Source organism: Paraglaciecola sp. QJM3NY_14 (assembly GCF_056173245.1).
The window spans coordinates 26,219-48,012 of record NZ_JBWBUI010000002.1 but is presented as its reverse complement, the minus strand read 5'-3'; the positions used below and the strand labels follow the sequence as shown (position 1 = coordinate 48,012).

The following is a 21,794-nucleotide window of genomic DNA, read 5'->3' as shown; positions in this document are numbered from 1 at the left end:
GGGCGAATTGGTTTACGCCGCACGTTTAGCCGTAGGACTATCTGAAAGACACTCGTGTAACTTGTAAACAGTAAACAGTAAACAGTAAACAAATAGGCTGCATCACAGGCTGCGAGCCTGTGATGTATTTAAGCCCTCATTTTGCGTAATACAGCAATAAGTCTTCAGCGGGTAAAGTTGGCTTAACTTTGTTGTAAATATCATCAGGTACTGCATTTTTACCAAAATGAGCCCGTGTTATGTGCAGCATTGGATAGGTTTTTGATTCATATGCTTGTTCAACAGTTTTCCAAATTTGTTTGTACTGCCAAGTTTTTTCACCGCGTAAATAAGGGTAAAAATAGCTAACTGCTTTTGGCAAACTTTGGCCTTGAGTTCCTTCAAAATGCCACAAATCCTCCCCTAACTTTTCCGCTAAAAATGCCACTTGTAACAGTGCTTGCAAATTCATCGATGTATAATTAACCGATTTTGTGCGTTTGAGCTCATGTGGTTGAGAACCGTCTAATTGAAATTGTTCTTCAATACGTTGTTTAGTTTCAGCTAAGTAACTTTTCGCTTGTGCTTGTTTGTTTAAATACATCATTAAACCAACAACTTGATAGTCATACCATGAACCGTGGTTGTTTTTACGTGTTCTTTCTAAGTTACCTAACTCACTGTTTAACAACCAAGTTAAATAGTCATCTAACCAAGTGTTTACCTTAGTAATAAAACGGTTATCAACTGTATTGGTGGCTTGCAACAGTTGCATGGCTGTTACCACATTACTGATGCCAGTCCACTCAATTATCCCAAATGGAGTACCATTGTTTGTACCTGGCCAGCCTTGCGCATAGTTTAGATGCGGATTCATTCTGGTTTTGGGGTTAACCATCCATGTATCGATATAATTTTGCATGCGTAGCAAGTAAGTTGAATTGTTGGTGTTGGTGTAGGTGTAAGCTAAAGTCAAGGTTTGTAATGCTTTTAGAAACTTTGACGAACGCGCTTGGTCGGTATGTTTTCCGCGTGTCATTGGGTTAACTTGACCATCTTTATTTATCCAAGGCAAGCCATCTGCCGTATCAGAATTTGGCCAAAAATACGGAGCTAAACTGAGGTAGTCTTGTTTATTACCGCTAGGCCCAGCGTTGGGTTTATTGAGCACTGATTCGATGGATTGTGTTAGATCTTTTTGCGCGGCTTTTTCATAAGTTTTGACCGCTGTGATATACGTTTTATTGCCTGCCAAAACTTGTTGTTGAATGGTTTGAATATGCTGTTTGTTGTAATAAATATAATCTGGTACAAAAGCGAAATTGCTTTTAGCTTTCTGTGAAGAGGGTGTTGTGTTGGTGCAGCTAAAAATTGCAAAACTCAATGCAAGAGCCAGCAAACTGGTGATGACAATTCTTATTTTTCTTTGCATGTTCACGAACATTATAACTGTCCTATTAAAATGAATGGAATTTGCTAAGCCACCAGCAAGCGGTTCACTACTGCTAGATTTGATTGAGCGGTTTTAATTGAGGCTGATAGACTGCGTTAAGGCTTGCTCAAGTTGGGTGAGTTATAGCCTACAACCCGTGCGAAAAGCACGGGTTCGGTGACAGTAGCTAAAGCTCGTAATGCTACATTGCCTTACAGCGATTCAATGCTTGCAGATAATAGTAGTCTCCGTAATTTAACGCCGAATTTAACTCATCATTTGCAGGAAAATTACCCGTCGCCTGCTTTAACAAGAAGTGGCCGTTTTCGCCTATAGTAGCCAAGTACGCAGGTGAAGATAGTGTGCGTAGCATTTTCATCGCAGCATCGTAGTAACGCTCTGACTCCGCCCCTTCAACAAATGTTGATAACTCTAGTAACGCACTTGCAACCAACGAAGCAGCAGACGAATCTCGGTATAGAGTTGTACCCTCGTGTTTTGGTGCATCGTAGTCAAAATAAGGCACCAGGTCGTCGGGCATATTCGGGTGGTTAAGAATATAGTTTGCGATACCTCGAGCATGCTCTAAGAACTTTTCATTTTGAGTAAATCGATATGACATTGTGTAGCCATACAACCCCCAGCCTTGCCCCCGCGACCATGAAGAATCGTCAGCAATGCCTTGGAAAGTTTGTTTCCAATTAGGCTTGCCGGTTTCCCTATTGTAGTTAACTAAGTGGAAAGAACTGTAATCATCACGGAAGTGATGCTCCATAGTAACAGTCGCATGACTGGTAGCAGCATTGCGATAAACTGGGTCACCGGTTATTTCAGATGCGCGATATAACAACTCCAGATTCATCATGTTGTCGATAATAACCGGGAATTCCCATGTTCCCCAACTCCAAGAATAGGTAACACCAATTTTGGGGTTGTAACGTTCCATCAACGTTTTCGCCGCGTTGACAATAACCGCTTCATACTCTTTGTTGTCTGTTAAGCGAAGGCCGTTTCCGAAGCTGTCATAGATGATAAACCCAATATCATGGGTTTTACGATTAAATTGATTTTTCTCTAAAGCAACGGTCCACTTGTCTGCCGTGTCTAGCCAACTTTTATTTTGGTTGTGTTCATATAGATTCCAGTAACTGCCAGCAACAAACCCGCTCGTCCACCCTAACATGGGCTCTAGCCTCGGCTTTCCCTGGCTATAAGACCTAGGAACTTTCTTAGGGTCGGTATACGTTTTTCTAAAGCCGTCGTATTGAATAGTTGCGTGATCTAATGCTGCCTCACAAAACTTAGCGTTGTTTTCCGGCCAATCAATCTTTTTAGAATAAGCAACTGAGTTAGGCACTTTTTCTTCTATGGCCGGCGCGCTAGCTTGCTTATCCGTAGCGCTGCATGCAGATATAATGCACGCGGCTAACATGGAAGTAATAATCTGTTGTTTTTTGTTCATCCAATACATACCGTTGTAACTAATCTTGCTCAACAGAATAACTAATAATCCAGATTGAATCATCAAAAACAATCATATTAGGTCATACGTAACTTTAAAAGCACATTTCTGATTCAGCGGATAACGGTAATGTGCGTCAATTATTGCATTACACCATTTTTATAAATTTATTCCTTTAACCATTTCACCTCATATTTTTGTACAGCGAATGAGGGAATAGTCTCTTCGATTGCAACTATCGATGCTTCGTTATTTCCTTTAGTACTATTGCGTTTCCAGTCACTCCACTTTAAGGAGTTAACCTTCCCGTACTTCTCACGCTGTTCGCGAAAGATATTTCGCCCTGTTTCATTTAAAGCATCGCGAATAGATGCAGTAGGGTGTGCATCGGCTTTACGCCACCCGCCTTCGCTTTCGACAATTGTGGATTTAGGAAAGTCTTTGAAGAACTGCTGCTCAATGTTAGTTCCGCTATCAATTTGCGCTACGCGATACTGAAACCTTGTGCCTGCTGGCTTGTCGACGCGAACACGAAGCTGAAGTGGTTCAGGTGTCAAATTATCCATGTTTTGGTTATTAAAACTGTAGGCAAGCACGTCAATTCCTTCATCCGCTTCTCTTTTCGTAAATATTCCATTAATCTTGTTCCCTTGAGGCGTCTTCGTAGCACTAGTGGTATTTTTATAGAGTTTGTTTCCCACCATTGAGAACAGAGCAAGCTGTGTCATTGCTTCGGGACTGTAAGACCCTCCATGCGCGTTTCCCCACTGAAAAATTTTCTTAATGTTGTGGGTTAGCATCATTTTGGCGAGCATGGCAAAAAACGCCGAATTATGTGAAGTTGCGACACTAACAAAACCTGCCCTCTTCATTTTAACAATGAATTTGTACTCATGAATTTCAAAGCTAGCTTCAGGATTATAATCTGCATGCTCCAATATAGGTGCGATTTGGCTAGCATAAATCTTCTCCATATCCATTTCACGGGGGTGGGTTATGTGAGGGTAGTAAGAAATCGCTAGGAAGTCATAGGGCACATTATTTTCTTTGGCCCAGGTGACGAAATGCGGTGCATAAGCATTTTCTTTGTTACCCGTATAATCAATATACCGGCTTTTATGAGAGGCCTCTCTGAAGTGAGTTCCTACTTTTGCGGTGGGAAGAACAGTTTTAACTGCCGCGACTGTATTGCGATAATGTTCAAAAAACTCTTCACGAGTGGCCGCCCAGTGTTGCGGCCGAGTATCTATTTCGGACCCCACTCTAAATCGCCATTTAAGCACTATTTCCTTACCGTATCGTTTGACCAGTTCGGTCATAAAGGCGCGTATATAATTGTTCCATGCTGTAGCATCATATGGTGGCAGCCCATTTCCATACACGCCCACTTTATCTTTCAATAAGTAGTGTTCACCGTCAGGCTCGTCAACAAATTTATATCCGCGCTGAAATGCCCAAGGTGGGTTATCCAATACAACCTGAAATATATCCCAGTCGCCATCTAACCAACTATCGAGTTTGACGAACGCAGCCTCAAAGTTATAAACATATTTCTCACCGTCCCATAAATAAGTATCGCCTGATAAATCCTGATTAAACCAGCCACCTAACATTCTGACTGTATTGACCTTAGGTCTGCGACCAAACGTTGCTGGTTTTGAATTTGGACTCCCCCTCTCCGTCCTTACAGCAACGTCGAAAAAATCATACACTTCGCCTATTTGTGAAATATCATCCGTGAAATCCGCAGCCAACGTTACTGGTATATTCGTATTATTAACGTTTCGCTTTTGATAAAACGATGGCGCATCGAGAGGAAACTTTACCTGCAGTAGTTCACGTAACTTTTCTTCTATTTTTTGCAAAGCTGGCTTTCCAGACTCATTAACCCGTGCAATTTCTGAATCTGTGTGATCGTATAACTCTGTAAACTTGATTTCCTGCGTAGCAGCATCTCGCCAATGGGTATATCGCCATTGACCGTCCGTTACTGTTACACCCATTATCTTGCCTCGGTTGAAGAGGCTATAAGCGGCAGGTTTGAATGATTGCTCGGGGTTGTCTATAAGAGACAGCATACTTTCTCCATCCACCTTTGGCATAGTAAGACCTGCTACTTCAGCTAGCGTTGGAAAAATGTCGATGTTTTCAACTAACGCAGACGAGATGCGATTTGATACACGGGCACTATGAGAAAGCTCTCGACTGACAATCAGCGGAACCCGGGTATCCAGTTCCATATTAGTATGTTTGTTCCATGCGCCATATTCACCTAGCTTGTAACCATGATCGCTCATCAACACAACCATGGTATTTTCTCGCAGTTGCATCTCTTCAAGCGCCTGCATTACTCTGCCCACTTGTGCATCCATATAACTCACCGATGCATAATATCCATGAATAAGCTTTTTGGTCAGTTCATCATCAACGTCGCCCTCTTTAGGAATACCACCATACATTCTAAGCTCGCCCCATTTTGTGAGCGCAAGGCGATACATGTCCTCTGGCTTATTTCTGCTGGGCACGGCAAATGCGTTGCTGTCATACAAGTCCCAGTAACGTTTCGGGGCGTTAAAAGGTAGATGAGGCTTACTGAGGCCTACGAACATCAGGAACTTGTCGTCTTTCACCTTTTCTAGTGTGCGTATGGCAGCACTGGCTACTTTTCCATCTTTGTAAAAATCGTCTTCTACCTCGCCGGCCTCGTATGCAAACCGTTTTTCTTTATTACCGTCAATGGCGTAAAAGTTATCCAGTTTTTTAATATGAGTAGACCAGTTGTCTGCATCGTCTGTTGTACTGTGATAAACCTTGCCAATACTAACCGTCTTATAGCCATTTGCTTTGAACAACTGCGGCATCGACATCACATCAGGTTGATTAGGTCTAAGCCGCCCGTCTCTTCTAATGGTATACAATCCTGTTGTCTCAGGTCGTAAGCCTGTCATTATACTCACGCGAGAAGGGCCACAGATGGCTTGTTGAGCGTACGCTCGGCTAAACTTTACGCCCTCGCTGGCCAGTTGGTCGATATTGGGGCTGTGCACCTGAGTGTGGCCATAAGCGCCCAAATCAGGTCGAAGATCGTCAACGAGAAACACTACAATGTTAGGAGACTTATTGGCTTGACTTGCATAAGCCATCGCGCTGACAAGTAGGCCCGAAAAAACTAAGATAAGCGTTGTGAAGTATCTAAGTACTAAATTCATTTTAATATCCCAATATTAATTAGCGTCTATTTTCCAAACACCCGGAGCAACATCTAATAAGACATATTTCGAGTTTTCAGACACAAACTTCACACCATCTACACTGTTTTTAGCTTGCCCAGTTTGCCATGCAACATTTCCATTTACGACTATTTTGCTGATTTTAAAATATTCCTTAGGCACTCCTACCCGGGCTACTGTATTACTAGGTGAATTGAGTTCAAGAGTAAGACTTTCTGATGTGCGACTTATTGTAAAATCGATGTCGCCTTGCACGCTGGGCACGCGTTGTTCAATCTGCTTCATGTGCACCATATTGGGCAAAATCTGATATGTTTTCCAAGCTACAGAAGTAGGGGCGATACCAGCAATATATTTACTTAATACAGTACTAGGTGCATTCCAGGCATGATTTTCTGTTCCTCCGCCATTCATGTATTCGGTTAACGTGGATCTGACTGGATTAGCTACCTGTTTGCCATACCGCTCTTTCATTCTCGACAGAGCATCACCGTAGCGCCCAGCTATTGCCATAGCGTTATAGACCATCCATTCAAAATGCGGGCTGGCAAAGTGGTTGAGTATCAATACATTGTCAACTACGGCGTCGTATTGGCTCTCGTCAGCTAAGCCAAACAAAATAGCAACTGCATTAGCCCGGTCGTCTTTAAACACCTCGGGGTTGCTACTGTAAAAACCATCATGCCAAAAAGTAGTGCTAAACGCCTTTTTTAACGCTGCTATGCGGCTATCGTAGAAACTCAGGTGAGTGTGATTATTCAGCGCTAACGCCATGTTGCGAGCTGATACTAGCGCACTGTAGTAAAGCGCATTTTGAATAACGTCATAATCAATGGTTTCTTGCGGGCCCCAGTCAGTCCATTTCCAAGCACCACTTCTAAATGTCGCTAAGCCATTCTCGCGGAGATCCCACAATGTGAGGTATTTATGTACATACGGATAGGCAAACTCAAGCGTCTCACGATCGCCGGTATTATAGTAATAATGCCAAATACCTTGCTCGACAAACTGTAAACTTTGTGCCGGTAATTCCCTGAATCGGCCAGGCCCTAAACCTGCGAAAATACCCGTTTCGCTGTCGCTGAAGGCAAGCGTTACTTTGATCGCTTTTTTCAGTAGGTCCCGCCCGGGTTTATCCATGGAGTAGAATAAGTAGCTTGCCTGGTCAGCTACATCACCAATCCACAAACCTCGCTCTCTATCCGGCGTATCCATAAAGTTATCGCGAGCACAAATGTATAAAGTATTCTCAGCCATCTGCCAAATACGGGTAAACCAGCTATCGTCAGTCTCAAAGTGCCCAGGAGTTGCGCCCACCCCTGTCCAGCGGTATTTTAGGCCGTGCACGGTGACACCTTTTGGGAAAGTATATTCTATAGTTCGAGCGTTAAACCATGAATAAGACTCAAACTGCTGTCGGCCTTTTTTTGTCGTGTAGGTGGTCTCAATCGTGTTAAGCCGCATATTAGAGTCAATATGCACCTGCAAGCCCTGCTCAGCCTCAATATCGAAATAGGGTGTAATATTTTTATTAAAATCGAGCACGCATTTAATTGTTTCACCATTGCTCACAAAAGGAAATTTGGATGCGGGATAGTTCTCGCAGCGCGTCAGACCATAGTTGTGTAAAATGGGGATTTCACTTGGAAAAAGCGCATTGAAAGGTGCTCTCGGCGGACGGTGTAGGCTCTTTGCGCTCGCCCAGCTAGTATCATCGTACTCGGTTTTATACCAAGCACCATCCGTCCAATCTCCCATGCTATTTCTGGCATCGTAATCAATGTTCCATGCCGCTACTCGATAGGGCGACTGCTTAGTTACTTTAGCGTTATAAGCCGAGTGAGGATTTACCTTCCATGAATCATCAGAAATAATTCGAGTATCACCGGCGTCAGCCTGAAAAATAAAGCCCCCTTTATTCGACGAAATATGAGTACCCTTTTGACCATTATCACCGTAATACCATACCAATGCCGCGATAGTGTTAGTACCTTCAGTCAGGTATTGACTGATATCAACTTCGTCATAGTACTTGTTCGATGCAATAGGGAAAAAGTCGGTACGTGGCGCTGGTGTTACTGGAGACGGCCCTCCCGTATAGCTTCCTTCGAAAACAACAAGCTTGCCATTAATCCATAACCAATATTTGGTGTCAGCGCTGATATAGGCAACGCTTGCTTCTGGTTGTTCGTCCAAACTAATTTCTTTACGAAATGCCATCCAACTATTTGGATCGGTAAATCGTTCTTTTGCCCAAATCCACTCTGCAGACCACTCAACCGAAGTAGCAGGAAGCGAAAAAGTAGAACCTAGTAGCACAAAGCTAGCAATTATTATTTTTCTTATGCGCATATTTATTGTCCATTGAAACTGTAAAAAATGAATTTATAAACTCTAAAACACTACATTGGCCTGCTGATGTCGCCCGATACCTGATAAGAGCCAGGCTCAAGCCACAGGTCAGTGTCAGGTAAAGATTCACCATTATGGGTCAGTGTTAGTCCAGTAAGGGACGGAAGCTTTAGTTCAGCGCGAGTATTTTTCGGTACGGTAATACTCATTGATAATTGGTTGGCGGCAATTGACCAAGCCACTTTAATATCGCCATTAATCGTTGGCACTGTACCTTGCAAGTTATTTAACCTAGTAGTGAACTGCGGGCTAATCTGAAAGGTTTTAAATCCAGGCTCTAGTGATCGAATTCCGAGCATACCTGTGTAGAACCACTCAGCCACTGCACCGTAAGCATAATGATTAAGTGAATTCATGTTAGCTTTATTGAAGCCCTCTTCGAGAGAGTATGAGTTCCAACGCTCCCAGGTAGTCGTTGCACCGTTGTTGATGGAGTAAAACCACGACGGATAGGTTTCCTGCAGCAAAATATCGTACATTAGTTCGCTATGACCATATTTTTGTAGCACCTGATGTAGCATTGGTGTGCCTAAAAAACCAGTACGTAAATGCCGATCACTTTCTTCTAACAAGGCTAATAGCTTTTCAACTGCTGTAGCTTGCTCATCTTCTGAAAACAATCCAAACGCCAGCGGCAACAAATAACTTGTTTGAGTAGTTTTAACATTGAGTTCAACGGTTTTTGGCGACTTGAGCCGTTTACCTTTCTCCCGTTTAATTTGCTTAGTCGTTGAGCTCACAAGATTGAGCGTGTCATCAAAAAAGAATGTTCTGAATTTTTGCTTAATGTTATTAAACAAACGTCGATATTGGTTTGCGTCGGATTCATACCCTAATATCTGTGCAGTTTTGGCCAAAATGTCCACAGAGCGCGCGTAATATGCGGTAGCAATTAAATCAGGATGCGTATCACCCGAAGCTCGTTCGTTTTCTGTAAAAGGCTGTAACCAGTCGCCGTAAGTGCCAATGTTGGAAATATAGTCAAAGCTATTAAACTCAGTGTATTTCACCCATCCCTTCATCATAGAATAATTGTCAGCGAGAACAGCGACATCTCCGGTATGTTGGTACAATTCCCACGGAACGATGGTTGCAGCATCTCCCCAAGCAGCGGCGGTTCCCTCAGTAAGAAACGGGCGAAATGGCACAAATTTGGGGATCATTCCATCAATGCCTTGCTCTTCTCTCATACTTTCTAGCCACGAAGCCCAAAAAGCATACACATCCGCTTTATATAGTGACGTACGGACAAATACTTGGGCATCGCCTGTCCAACCTAAACGCTCATCGCGCTGCGGACAGTCTGTGGGAATATCGAGGAAATTACCGCGTAATCCCCACGATACATTGCTAGACAGCGTATTGAGTTTGCTATGGTTACTTGAAAAATTGTCATAGACATCGAAATCAGAGTGAAGCACCTTACCTTTCACCCACTCCAGCGCTGGTGTAAATGTTTTGTCATACCCCGAAACTTCCACATAACGATACCCATGAAACGTAAATGTTGGCTGATAGGTAATTTGGCCGTCGGATTTGGGAACGTACCAATCGGTACTTTTGGCCGAGCGAAGATTTTTTACGTAGAACGTTTCTCCTTGCAGCGCTTCGGAAAATCGAATTTTTACTGTTTGATCTTTTTTTACGGGTAGCGTCACTTCCGGCACGCCTACCATGTTTTGACCCATATCGAAAATTGCCACACCGTCTTTAACACTTACAAGCGTTATGGCAGGAATAGTTTTCGTTACTCTAACTGGCGCATGACGCTTTGGCCGAAGTTTTACGTCAGGTTCATGCGGCTCAGCATAAACCCGCATCCAGCCATCGTTGGTAAACTCAGCGGTATTCCAGCTAGGTATTTCAAAATTGGCGTCATAGCGCTCTCCATCATAATTACCCGCAGTGCGAATGGGTCCTTGATCGGTTGAAAACCAACTATCATCAGTTACAACTCGCGATAATGTTCCGTCTGCAAAGGTTACTTCAAGCTGAGCAATGAGTCGAAGAGGTGTTACATAGTCCTGTTTGGTAGGATGAAAAATACGACCTTGCCACCCTTCAGCTAGTGCAGCACCGATAGCATTAGAGCCTTGATGCACTAGATTTGAAACATCGTAAGTCAGCGTCTCAATACGTTTATGATAGGGCGTCCACCCTGGAGTCATCACATCTTCACTGACTGCTTGGCCATTGATAAAAGGCTTAAATACCCCTTTGGCGGTGATATAAAGACGAGCTCGTTTAATGGGCTTATTCAGCTTAAAGGTTTTACGTAAATATTGAGGACGAAAATACTGATTATCTGGTTGCTCAATGGAGTTGGGGCTATGGACTATGGTGCGCTCATTAGTGTCTGGGTGCCCTATCCACCGAGCGTGCCAATCACTGTTTGTAAGCAAACCAGTCTCAATAGCCTGCGTTTCACTCCAACGTGAACTGTTGCTCTCTACATCCCACGTTTTTACTCTCCAAAATACACGTTGCCTAGAGTCTAGAGTTAACCTCTCAGCACTAACCCACGCATTTTTAGATGACATAACTCTTCCGCTATCCCATAAAATGTGTTCTGGGTCGAATGTATCGTAGGTAGACACTTGAATTTGATAACTATGTTGAGCTAACTGAGTAGACTCGGCGGGAACTTGCCAGCTAAACCGCGGTGAGCTCTCATAGTGACCAATTGGATTAACGAATCCTTCACCCACCGTAAGTGCTATTGGGGCGGGTAAAACCTTTTTTTCGTCGTTATTGGTTTTTTCTGGCTCTGCTTGTTGGCAAGCAGTAAGGAAGATAGTGAGCATGCAAAGTAGCATGTATCGGTAATAAGACATTATTGACCCAAATCAGAAGTTATATAATTAGAAAAGGCACCTAATTTGATTATTGATACCCTTAAAATTTAAATTCAATCAAATATAGTCAAAAAAAGTCTTAAATGTTAACTTTACGTAAAATGTCATTGCGCTAACTATTTACGCTCCACTTGATGCTAGTGCTGTTGGGGTAGTTTGAACTAACGCTATGAAATGTCTTATCGAAGCGGAAAAGAGAAGATATGGTGTCTCAAAGCATGCCGTCGCCCCATTCTAATCAAGGCTCTTTGAAACAAGTTTCAAACGCTTTTGCATCGTTGTTTGAATCAGAAAAACAGCGGCTGTACTCATACATTTATGCGTTTGTCTTAGACAAAGCCGCCGCCGATGATATTTTTCAGGAAACAAGCGTTATCCTGTGGAAGGAATTTGAGACCTTTGAACAAGGAACAAGCTTTAGAAAATGGTCAAATACCATTGTGTTTAATTGCGTAAGAACCTACCGTCGGCAACAAAAGAAATTAGTTTTAGGCTTGAGTGATGAATTACTTGAGCAGCTTATATCTTCAAGTTCCCATCAAGAAAATTCAGACGACAAGTGGCGTATACTGCAACATTGCGTTTCCCATCTCTCTGATTCTGCATATCAACTTTATTTCGGTTTTTATATAGAAAATTTGAGCGCCCAGGCACTTGCAGACAAGACCAGTCGTTCGATTTTTGGTATTCGCAAATCTATCCACTTGCTTCGTCGCACGCTCTTCGACTGCGTTGATAAAAAGAAAGCGGAGTACAACGATTGAATCGCTCTGAAGAGTTTAGTGAAGTTCGTACCATTGCAGATGAAATCTGTGCTGGCACAGTGACTCAAATACAGCTCAAAAAACTCGAAGCCCTGTTAACTAATGACGAGCAAGCTCAACAATTTTACCTTGATTACATCGAATTTCATGTCCATTTAAAATCAAGCACTATTCCGGATTTAGAGATAGTAAGACGCAAGACCGTCATTGACGAAGTTGTCGTTCGTCCCACATATGTGTCTAAACAGCTTCACGAACCTCCGCCTTACGATACAGTTTCACCAAAGAAAAAGAATAAATCAAAACACATGCTTTATTTTGCAGTGTTTTTTACCTTCTTATCTTTATTATTGATATACATAAACACACAGGCAGATCCACTCGCTGATGAACATTTTGTAGCAGAATTAGTCAGTGGAAGGCTATTGGTCGACGGCAATGGCAATGTCTATAACGACCATGTTTATCCCGGTATCTATAAAAGCGAGGGCCCTGTTGAACTTAGGTTACGCTCAGGTGATAGCTTAATATTTGCTTCACATTCACATTTCAAACTGTTCAATATTACCGATGTTAAGCTAGAGGGCGGAGAAATTAGCGTTACCTCCAATTCAAATAAGAATATCACCATTTCAACTGATGTCTTTGATATTGAGATGCATTCGGGCAACTTGACCGTCAAGATAGTGGACGATACAGCCACAGTCTCAACTGATACCGACGCTAAAATAATACCTAAAGCATGGCGACCAAGACACTTTTGGAACTTTGATGATGCTGGTGACAGAGTGATGGACTTCGTAGGAACCGCTGTCGGTGTTGCGGGTGATGGGGCTAAACGCGTTGATGGGCTTATCGGGAAAGGCGCTTTTTACTTTGATAACGGTAAGGATGCAAGAATCAACGTGGGCAGCGGAGGTGGTAGTGTGCCTGCGACAGGCTCTTTCTCCGTAATTGATGGCGTTACTATTGAGGCATTGATTAGGCCACTTTATAACGGAAAAGGCCCTACCAAAGGACGATATGGAGAAATTGATGAAATTTTTCGAAAAGATCAGAGTGATAAAGATCACAGAATGCTGCTTAGTTTTCAAAATGACCGCAACAAATCAATAGTAGTACCAGCTGGCAACTATGCAGAATCTATTAGCTTTGGTTTGTACATTTTAGGTCAAGGTTACCATGAGCTAAAACTCCCTTTAGATGGCAAAAACGGACGACCTACACTTCGACAGTTAAAAGATGGTAATTTTCACCATGTAGTAGCTACTTATGACGTTAAAAGCGGGCTCAAAGCAATCTATATCGATGGAAAAATAGGCGCGCGCTTTCAATATCCACCTGGATCCAAAGTATTAAGTGGTGGCGCAGGATTAGCCAATATTGGGAATTCTCCCAATGCTCAGGGACATGCTGCTGAGGCCTATGCGGGAACCATAGACGAGGTAGCATTTTATGATTTTTCCCTTCCCCCCTTTGTAATAAATCTTCACTACAAAAATGTTGTTATGGGCCTTAACTATTTCGGCAACCAGCCATCAGCAGAAGCGCTGCCTCTAAAAAGCTATATCGAGCTTTCTTCTAATAAAACACTAACGCTAAACAACACCACCGGCTTACCTGAGCGCGACGGTCATAACGAGCCAAAGAAATAAGCTCAGCTAACAGCCACTCAAGTGCTACAGGCTTTGCCCACTGACCTTAGCAAAGCCTGTAGCTAGAAACTTATATGATTATCACCAAACTCTTGCGACGTTGTTTTAACGGTTTTTTCACTATCCTACGACTTTCATATATTTGTCTGAAACAACGATGTCAAAATAATGTTAACTTTTATGACTGATTATGATTGATTTTGGCTGGTTTTTCTAGGTACTATCAACGACATCAAATTTCACTAGCCGATATCATTAAGAGGATTACGTGGAAATTAATAGACGAATATTCTTAGGTTCTATGTTGTACGTTGTTTCAGCATCCGTTCTACCATCAGAGCTAAAAAAGTCGCTTAACCTGACTGTCTTCAAATCGGATGCGACTTTTTTCGAAGCGGATCAGTTCACGTTACTTTACGATATTGCGGATATAATGATACCTCGTACCGACACCCCCGGCAGTATGGACACTCACGCCATACAGGTACTTGATGAATTAATGATATCTTGGGCAGCAACCTCGACACAGCAACAATTCAATCAATTCTTATCCGAATTTTTGTTACGCGCAAAATCGACATTTAATACAAGCTACTTTTTACTCGGTAGGGAAAAAAGGCAGAGCTTTCTAGAACTTATCGACGAGCGGGCTTTTGACAAGGATAAAAGCGACTTTGCTATTGCATATAAACGACTCAAAGCGCTCATTTTCCATATTCACTACTCATCTGAATCAGCTAACCCTAACTTCTTTCTTGTCCCTGGTGGTTATCGGGGCAGCCTTACTCAAGATGAGTTGAACGTTATCTACGAGAGAAAATACTTATGAACAACGACTATGACGTTATTGTTGTCGGTTCAGGAATTACAGGCGGCTGGGCGGCTAAAGAATTCTGTGAACGAGGGTTTAAAACTTTGGTTGTAGAGCGCGGAAGAAATGTAGAGCACCGAGGGCCTGAGTACAAAGATTTTCAAGCACCTTGGGATTTGCAAAACCGAGGAATGCCAAATGAATCGCTAGCTGAAGATGGTCACTACGCTACGCTTAGAAAAAAAGGGCACTTATATAAAACCGACGCGCTGCACTTTTTTGTTGACGATAAGAAGCACCCGTACAGTTTTCCTGAGGATAAACCTTTCATGTGGACCCGTGGATATCAATTAGGAGGACGTTCACTTACATGGGGACGCCAGGTACTGCGATGGAGTCCCATGGACTTTCAGGCCAATGCGAAAGACGGCCATGGTATTGAATGGCCTATCGGTTATGAAGATTTAGCACCGTGGTATAGCTATGTTGAGAAATTTATAGGCGTTTCAGCGAATAAAGATGGTTTGAAGACCCTACCTGACGGCGAGTTTCAGACGCCATGGGAAATGAGCTATGCTGAAAAATACATTTCCAATAATATTGCCAAAAAGTATACCGACAGACATCTCATTATAGGAAGAGCCGCTAATCTCACGTCCCCGTCTCAAGATCAAATCGCATTGGGTAGGGGCAAGTGCTTAGCGCGCTCATACTGTAGGAGAGGATGCAGTTTTGGCGCCTACTTTAGCTCTCAGTCTGCCACACTGCCTGCAGCTAATAACACGGGAAACTTAACCGTTATTACAGATTCAATTGTAGAGCGCATTAACTACGACGACGAGAGTAAGAAAGTATCTGGCGTTACCGTCATTGATGCCAATACGAAAGAGAAGCGACAGTACAAAAGCCGCGTTGTTTTCATGTGTGCATCGGCATTAGGCACGGTTCAAATAATGTTGAACTCTAAATCAAAAACGTTTCCAAATGGTATTGCTAATAGCAGCGGAATGCTGGGTCACTACATACTTGGCCACGTCACTGGCGTAGTCGCAGATGCTGATGTGCCCGTAAGCGAAGATAAATTTGCATTCGGACGGCGCCCTATTGCTACTTATATTCCGAACTATCGACATGAAAAACAAGCAGATGCGAACTTTGACAGGGGTTTTGGTTTTCAAGCAACTGCTCAAAATCGCACGTTCTCTCGGCCGAGTGCGAAGGAAAAAGGTATTGGTATTATTGCTAAGCAGAGTGTTGGTCAACCTGGCCCATGGCGTTTTAGAGCCTTTATGTATGGAGAGGTACTACCCTACTATGAAAACGTTGCCACGTTACACCCTGTCAAAAAAGACGATTGGGGCATGCCGTTACTCCATATCGATGCCGAGATAAAAGCCAACGAAAGAAAAATGATAAAACAAGCGGCTAAAGACATTCATGAAATACTAGAAGCCGGCGGCTGCACCAACATTAAGGTAAAAGCGACACCAGAAAACAAACATATTCCAATGGGTAAACAGGTTCACGAAATGGGCGGCGCGTGCATGGGAAGCAACCCAGAATCATCAGTCCTCAATGGCTGGGGGCAGGCTCACGATATACCTAACCTATTTGTTACCGACGGAGCCTGTATGGCGTCTAGCGCTACACAAAATCCATCGTTAACGTATATGGCAATAACCACACGAGCGGCAGACTACGCGTCAAAATTACTTCAAAGAAACATCATCTAAGGTGTGAATATGCCAAAAAGAATAATCAAAATATTAACCAATGTATTTAGACCGCTATTAACGATTCTCATACTCGCATGCCTTACATTTGTATCCTTGGCAAACGGTGATCAGCAGGAGAAACTTCCTCTCAAAGAAAATGTTATGGCCCAAATGGAAAAGGTTGCGAACTGGCAAATAGCCCGTACCCAGCATATGAAGCATGTTGGCCGTGCGAGAATGGGAGCTGAAGCTTACGGCAGATGGATTCAAGGGGCCTTTTACAAAGGTTTGACAAAGCTGGCTGAGCGCTCTGAAAATCCTTTTTACGAAACATGGATTGGTTATGTTGGTAACGACAACAATTGGAAGCTAGGGAAAGTTAAATACTTTGCTGATGACCATGTTATCTCCCAAACTAACCTCTGGTACTACCGTCGTCACGATAATAAAGATGCTCTAGCCCCGGTAAAAAGCACCTTTGATTGGCTTATAAAGCAGGCACCAAGCAATAGCCTTGAATTTGTGGCTGACAGAAATAAAGACAAGGTACACAACTGTCAATGGCGTTGGTGCTGGGCTGACGCGCTGTTCATGGCTCCTCCTGCATTCTTCGAGTTATCTTCTATAACCGGCGATCCGAAATACGCGAACTATGCCCACAAAGAATTTAAAGCCACTATCGATTACTTACAAGACCCGAAAACCAAACTTATCTTTAGAGATTCTCGCTTTTTCAATAAAAAGGGAAAATTCGAAGAACCAGTGTTTTGGTCACGGGGTATGGGCTGGGTCTACGCTGGTGTCGTTCACTCACTAGAAAGTATTCCAGTTGGCCACAAGTATCGTCCTTATTATGAAGCACTTTACCTTGAATTATCAAAAACCATAGTAGCGCTGCAAAAAGCCGACGGTGCCTGGCCTATGTCATTACTTGCAGGGGAAAACTATAAAGAACCCGAAACAAGTGGAACCGCATTTTTCACTTACGGGATAATTTGGGGAATGAACAACGGATTACTAGAAAGCGAAGCTTACTTACCTGCCGCAATGAAGGGCTGGAAGGTACTGTCGTCAGCCGTGCACCCCGACGGTAAATTTGGCTGGGTACAAGGCGTTAATGAAAAGCCCGACGTGGTGACAAAAGACGATTCTCAGCTGTTCGGTGTTGGCGCTTTTTTACTTGCTGGCAGCGCACTATATGATTTTTTAGGGAAAAAATGAGCTTGCGTCACTAGTATTGAGTCGTTTGCTGGGCAAGTGTTGGTGGCGGACTGTACTAGCAATTTCACCAACCCAAGAGAAAAGTCATCTGCCTTAGAAAGCGCTTGGCAGCAAGCTACCAACACAGAAAAAACGTTACGATTGCCATCGGAACCGACAGAGACGCAAGTGATGGCAAGACCAATCAAATCTATTAAATTCTTCGCTACGAATTTCACTGAAACTTTGTCGTCGAATCGATCTTTGTCACTCACGGATAGTTTGTCTTTCAGCTGGCATCATTTTCGCCTTAGTTTGCGCTATGAAATTTTTAACTCGAGAGACTTCACAATGTCATAAAAGTGCTCGATGAAAAACCATCAACAACTTAGATGTCGAAAGCAATCAACATAGCGAATTTTTTACTCATTCTATTCTGAAAGTAAAATCGTAAAGCTCTTACCAATCATGGTAAATTTTATTACCCCAAAAACAACTAATTTGTCTCTAATTTAGTGCGTTACTCCTAAAAAGGAAGATGCGTTACTCCTAACAAAAAAAGTTAGGAGTAACGGGGGGAGGAGGGTCAAAATTTCGAATCTTCCTTTTTAGGAGTAACGCGTCTTCCTTACGCTACGAGCCCGTTTTTCGTCTTACAAAAAATCTGAAATGCAGAACGCATAAAACTCGATGTTTCAGCGATTTTTTTGAAGTTTAATCAAACTGTGTATTCCGACTTTTAACGCTAACGAAAAAAGGCCGTTTTGAGTAAATGAAATGAGTTAAAAAACGTATTAAAAGGCAGGGTACTCAGTCAAAAAATGGTTGGAACGACCCATTAAAAGCTATGCTAAATAGTGACTCTGATCGATAAATTCAAATGACTTTGTCGAGCAACTTTATTCATCGATAAAGAGCTCATGTCGTGTAATTTTCAATTAACAAAAGCGGCCGCTTCACATATGAACCTAAGCTGAAATGCCAGAAAGAAGCGAAAAAAAATGCCTTAACGTTCACTTATTTTCAGAGGAAAATAAGCAACTAAATACTTAAAACGAGGTTTGACTTAGCATCTTTAACTAAGTGATAAATGGGGATGTATCGAGTGCTTCTGTCGCCACAATTGGATCTTGTTACGTATCCCATAAGGGCAAAATATACGTTATCGCATTAAGCGTTATGTTTTTTGCGCTAGCAAAATTATGAAATTCGCTAGCACCTATCTCTAAATTGGAGCCCTTATGAGCCATAAATTTAATACTTCTCGTTGCGCTTAACGCAGTTTAGTTGGCTTAAATATGGCGTCGTTCATATCTTGTATCGCGCCAAAAACGTTCACATTTAGAGCGTTTAAAAACCACATTTTTTATAATGAGAACGACTGAAGTTCAGCCTATTTTCTGAATGATTGAATAACTGTACAAAGTGAAAAACAGCGCCTTTTACGCTTAGTTGCTAGGCACTTTCGAGCAAAAATTTTGACTAAAAAATACTATTTCAAGCCGTGCCTCATGGCCCCCTTTTACCAACTAAGAGCACATACGAAATTGAAACTAGCGGCTAAATAACTATTCGTATTTTTTCTTTTTCTGGTGCCTGTACGGTGCTGAGAAAGCTGATTTAGTCATTATCTTGTCAATATTCATTAGGATTGAATTTTTAAGTCCTGTTATCGCAGCGACTTCTGGTAAAGTAACTAGACACTCATGTATGTTTAGGGCTAGTGCATCAATTTTGTTACTCGCAGATGAACGAGTAATGCCTGCTGAGAATGCGAGTTCCACCAAATCCTTTTTGACAGGAAAGCCTTTACTTCCTTTTAACTTCAAAGCCATATTTTTATCAAGTGTTGGGTAAATCAATGTATGAGTAACATCGTAAACAGGACTAAGCTTAATAGAGGTAAAATCAGGATTATATTGCAGCGAAAAATTTTTCAGGTGGGCATCACCATTTCCTATCAGACAGTTAAATGCAATAAGGTCAAACGTCTTTTCCACTTGGACAATGGAGTGAGTATTTAGAAATATCGCTTTCAATACATTTTCATAACTACCTAAGTATTTTTGGTCGCCTGTTTTTCCCATTAAAGTGGCCAAGTCTTCAATGCCTATTTTGATGCCCTGTTGGTCTATATCGAAACGTTCCACAATATAGTGTTCTAAGTTATCAGATAACCACACTTTAGGGGTGTCTAAACCACAGAACTCAGCACACTTCATGCATACAAATTCATTGACTGTTAATAGCGGAAATTCTTCGTCATAAGTTTTAACAATGAGATCTTTTTGCAGTAACGTCGAGCGAGATACCACAACCTTTGGCTGGACCCCAGCCGCCATGCCACCTAAATAGTATCTTTCTAACAGCTGAGGAAATAGCTTATCTTTCTCATCCCAATGAAGAATATCGTCTACGCAAATCGGTTCAGGTGGAGGTACGTTGATAGCTGAATCATAAGAAAGGTGGCCAATCCCCTTGTCACCCATCAGCGCCAAAAGATATAAATCGTCAACATCAGCATACCGCCTAAGCTTCTCTGATATGTATTTACGCAAATATCCTTCAGGCAGACTTTGAGTGAATACAGGATGAAGAGCGCCATAATTATATGCCTCATTTTTATAGGGCATTGTCAGGGATACTAGGTGCTCGTCATCGACATAATTGAAGCTATAGTGCCCAGCATGACTTAAATTTCCCGCATGATAATTGCCCGTTTTGACTTTGACCTTCTTCACTTTTGCAGGTAGCCGAGATAACACATCAGTCTTCGTCATATACCCCTGCCATGTTATCTAGTGATGGTCGCTGGGCTACGATGGGGCTGATCGTTAACTCAAACCCCAGCAAATTTAGATAGCGCTCATAAATTTGCAAGGAGCCTTGAAAATGCCCGTTCTCAATTCGTGACAATATAGCCCTATCACAGCTTAGTTTTACCGCTGCATCTGATTGGCTCATTTTCTGCCTTTTCCTCTCAGCTTTTAACGCGAGACCAATACTAATTCTACCCATCACCACCCCAAAAATGTGCTTATATAGTAACATTAAGTAATATATCCTGCTAACGTGCAAATATAAACACATTTAATGCGATTGATTGGTTTAAGGAAATGAAGGTCTGCATATTGTCTGGTGCAAGCTTACTGACAAATTGAACCTGTAATGGTCCATTGTCGAAATGCATGAATGATCAACTAAGCGTGACCAAAGAGAATTTATAAGCAGCAACGTAAGAAAAGACGACATTAACAAAACAGAAGTGGCATGCTTCAGCTGGTCTTAAGTCTATTTGGTAACACTCCCCTTTTCGATTTGCAAAACATACCGCGAATGTCCTACTCCCAAGAAACGAAGCGGTTTGATAGAGGTTGAAAACTCCAAAGACTTGGGTAAGAACACCACGATTATACATCCCATAAAAATCGTGTAACTAAGCAGCTAAATTCGTAAAGATTAGATGTGGGAGTAAAGACGGCTCTTTAACACAAAAAGCACGTTCAAGAGACTACTGCGCCAGTCTCCCCCTTGCCCTTTAACAATTTACCTATTTTGCTAAACAACCAATGACTAAGGCATGATCGAGGTATGAAAAGTGTTCACACTGTTTAGTTTAATGGACTGGACGAATAACCAGGAATTTCTCCTTATTTGGTTTTCAGACATTATGATGTGCAAATACCGTATCATTTGATATTCATACATTAAGTAACGTCAGCATAACAGCAATAATGAATCCTAGCGCCCCTATAGGGTAATCGTTATAAATGCCAGTTTACCCGGGGGGCCAGATATTCACTGAATAAATAGTCTTCATCACGCACCCAAGCACTGATGGTTGAATAGATCCAGTTGACCGATAATAAGTTCTAGCTTAATTGTGAGTTTAGGTATCTACATACATCACTCAAATGAGTCACGTTACCTTTAAGCATGTATTTTAAAGCAGATTCGTTATTAAAATGAGCATTAGGCTTTAGTGGCCATGCGTGAGCCTGGTCCTTCACCGAAAACAAAGTACCGAGAGCTTTGTAAATACGAATGATGTAGGAGATACGCTTCAATGTATCAGCTGATAAGTTGTCAACGTTGCCTGCTTTCATGTTACCAATAACCGATGTGGAATGAAGTCCTAGTAAGATGCGCTGCTCTTCAAGTGTAACATTCCACGCGTTAACGATATTGAAAAACACTGATGTCGCCACATGTGCTTCTTTCTCGAATTGTAAGGTTGAATGTTTATCTTTAGACATTATTTTGTTTCCATGTTGAATTC

The 21,794-nt window shown here is 42.2% G+C and carries 13 protein-coding genes; 5 read left to right on the top strand and 8 right to left on the bottom strand.

The annotated features are described in order from the left end of the window. Nucleotides 1–136: 136 nt before the first annotated feature. From AC0VYA_RS22110 to AC0VYA_RS22090, 5 genes are all read right to left on the bottom strand, one after another. Nucleotides 137–1,411 (bottom strand): alginate lyase family protein, encoded by a 1,275-nt coding sequence (locus AC0VYA_RS22110; RefSeq protein ID WP_475491177.1) that lies wholly within the window; start codon nt 1,409–1,411, stop codon nt 137–139. A gap of 202 nt (nt 1,412–1,613) precedes the next feature. Next, nucleotides 1,614–2,873 (bottom strand): glycoside hydrolase family 88 protein, encoded by a 1,260-nt coding sequence (locus AC0VYA_RS22105; protein WP_475491176.1) that lies wholly within the window; start codon nt 2,871–2,873, stop codon nt 1,614–1,616. Nucleotides 2,874–3,040: 167 nt separating this feature from the next. After that, the gene (locus AC0VYA_RS22100; RefSeq protein WP_475491175.1) at nt 3,041–6,082 is read right to left on the bottom strand and encodes a sulfatase; all 3,042 of its coding nucleotides are present in this window, start codon (nt 6,080–6,082) and stop codon (nt 3,041–3,043) included. 15 nt (nt 6,083–6,097) lie between these two features. Further along, on the bottom strand, nt 6,098–8,455 hold the full coding sequence (locus AC0VYA_RS22095) for an alpha-L-rhamnosidase-related protein (RefSeq protein WP_475491174.1): 2,358 nt from the start codon (nt 8,453–8,455) through the stop codon (nt 6,098–6,100). 50 nt (nt 8,456–8,505) lie between these two features. Then, nucleotides 8,506–11,349 carry an alpha-L-rhamnosidase gene (locus tag AC0VYA_RS22090; protein ID WP_475491173.1) on the bottom strand — a complete coding sequence of 948 codons (2,844 nt, stop codon included), beginning with the start codon at nt 11,347–11,349 and terminating at the stop codon, nt 8,506–8,508. A 224-nt stretch (nt 11,350–11,573) separates the two neighbouring features. On the opposite strand from AC0VYA_RS22090, the gene AC0VYA_RS22085 reads away from it, so the two are divergent. The 5 genes from AC0VYA_RS22085 to AC0VYA_RS22065 all read left to right on the top strand — a co-directional run bounded on the left by AC0VYA_RS22085 (nt 11,574) and on the right by AC0VYA_RS22065 (nt 17,536). Then, nucleotides 11,574–12,134: a sigma-70 family RNA polymerase sigma factor gene (locus AC0VYA_RS22085; protein ID WP_475491172.1), complete on the top strand. Its 561-nt coding sequence runs from the start codon at nt 11,574–11,576 to the stop codon at nt 12,132–12,134. Further along, nucleotides 12,131–13,789 carry a LamG-like jellyroll fold domain-containing protein gene (locus AC0VYA_RS22080; RefSeq protein ID WP_475491171.1) on the top strand — a complete coding sequence of 553 codons (1,659 nt, stop codon included), beginning with the start codon at nt 12,131–12,133 and terminating at the stop codon, nt 13,787–13,789. The genes AC0VYA_RS22085 and AC0VYA_RS22080 overlap by 4 nt, the downstream gene beginning before the upstream one ends. 268 nt (nt 13,790–14,057) lie before the next feature. Continuing rightward, nucleotides 14,058–14,618, top strand: coding sequence for a gluconate 2-dehydrogenase subunit 3 family protein (locus AC0VYA_RS22075; protein WP_475491170.1), 561 nt, complete (start codon nt 14,058–14,060; stop codon nt 14,616–14,618). Next, nucleotides 14,615–16,333, top strand: a complete 1,719-nt coding sequence (locus AC0VYA_RS22070; RefSeq protein ID WP_475491169.1) for a GMC oxidoreductase — start codon at nt 14,615–14,617, stop codon at nt 16,331–16,333. The genes AC0VYA_RS22075 and AC0VYA_RS22070 overlap by 4 nt, the downstream gene beginning before the upstream one ends. A gap of 9 nt (nt 16,334–16,342) precedes the next feature. After that, nucleotides 16,343–17,536 carry a glycoside hydrolase family 88/105 protein gene (locus AC0VYA_RS22065; RefSeq protein ID WP_475491168.1) on the top strand — a complete coding sequence of 398 codons (1,194 nt, stop codon included), beginning with the start codon at nt 16,343–16,345 and terminating at the stop codon, nt 17,534–17,536. 1,547 nt (nt 17,537–19,083) lie between these two features. Here the strand turns inward: AC0VYA_RS22065 and AC0VYA_RS22060 are convergent. The 3 genes from AC0VYA_RS22060 to AC0VYA_RS22050 form a co-directional block, all read right to left on the bottom strand. Beyond that, nucleotides 19,084–20,295, bottom strand: coding sequence for a type II toxin-antitoxin system HipA family toxin (locus tag AC0VYA_RS22060; RefSeq protein ID WP_475491167.1), 1,212 nt, complete (start codon nt 20,293–20,295; stop codon nt 19,084–19,086). Continuing rightward, the gene (locus AC0VYA_RS22055) at nt 20,282–20,533 is read right to left on the bottom strand and encodes a helix-turn-helix domain-containing protein (protein ID WP_475491190.1); all 252 of its coding nucleotides are present in this window, start codon (nt 20,531–20,533) and stop codon (nt 20,282–20,284) included. Before AC0VYA_RS22055 ends, AC0VYA_RS22060 begins: the two co-directional genes overlap by 14 nt. 854 nt (nt 20,534–21,387) lie before the next feature. Further along, on the bottom strand, nt 21,388–21,771 hold the full coding sequence (locus AC0VYA_RS22050; protein WP_475491166.1) for an antitoxin Xre-like helix-turn-helix domain-containing protein: 384 nt from the start codon (nt 21,769–21,771) through the stop codon (nt 21,388–21,390). Nucleotides 21,772–21,794 lie beyond the last annotated feature (23 nt).

Excerpts from the sequence above, each read along its gene's own strand:
- AC0VYA_RS22050 (WP_475491166.1), bottom strand. The coding sequence starts at position 21,771 with ATGTCTAAAGATAAACATTCAACCTTACAATTCGAGAAAGAAGCACAT.
- AC0VYA_RS22105 (WP_475491176.1), bottom strand. The coding sequence starts at position 2,873 with ATGAACAAAAAACAACAGATTATTACTTCCATGTTAGCCGCGTGCATT.
- AC0VYA_RS22055 (WP_475491190.1), bottom strand. The coding sequence starts at position 20,533 with ATGGGTAGAATTAGTATTGGTCTCGCGTTAAAAGCTGAGAGGAAAAGG.
- AC0VYA_RS22095 (WP_475491174.1), bottom strand. The coding sequence starts at position 8,455 with ATGCGCATAAGAAAAATAATAATTGCTAGCTTTGTGCTACTAGGTTCT.
- AC0VYA_RS22085 (WP_475491172.1), top strand. The coding sequence starts at position 11,574 with ATGGTGTCTCAAAGCATGCCGTCGCCCCATTCTAATCAAGGCTCTTTG.
- AC0VYA_RS22090 (WP_475491173.1), bottom strand. The coding sequence starts at position 11,349 with ATGTCTTATTACCGATACATGCTACTTTGCATGCTCACTATCTTCCTT.
- AC0VYA_RS22070 (WP_475491169.1), top strand. The coding sequence starts at position 14,615 with ATGAACAACGACTATGACGTTATTGTTGTCGGTTCAGGAATTACAGGC.
- AC0VYA_RS22065 (WP_475491168.1), top strand. The coding sequence starts at position 16,343 with ATGCCAAAAAGAATAATCAAAATATTAACCAATGTATTTAGACCGCTA.
- AC0VYA_RS22100 (WP_475491175.1), bottom strand. The coding sequence starts at position 6,082 with ATGAATTTAGTACTTAGATACTTCACAACGCTTATCTTAGTTTTTTCG.
- AC0VYA_RS22060 (WP_475491167.1), bottom strand. The coding sequence starts at position 20,295 with ATGACGAAGACTGATGTGTTATCTCGGCTACCTGCAAAAGTGAAGAAG.
- AC0VYA_RS22110 (WP_475491177.1), bottom strand. The coding sequence starts at position 1,411 with ATGCAAAGAAAAATAAGAATTGTCATCACCAGTTTGCTGGCTCTTGCA.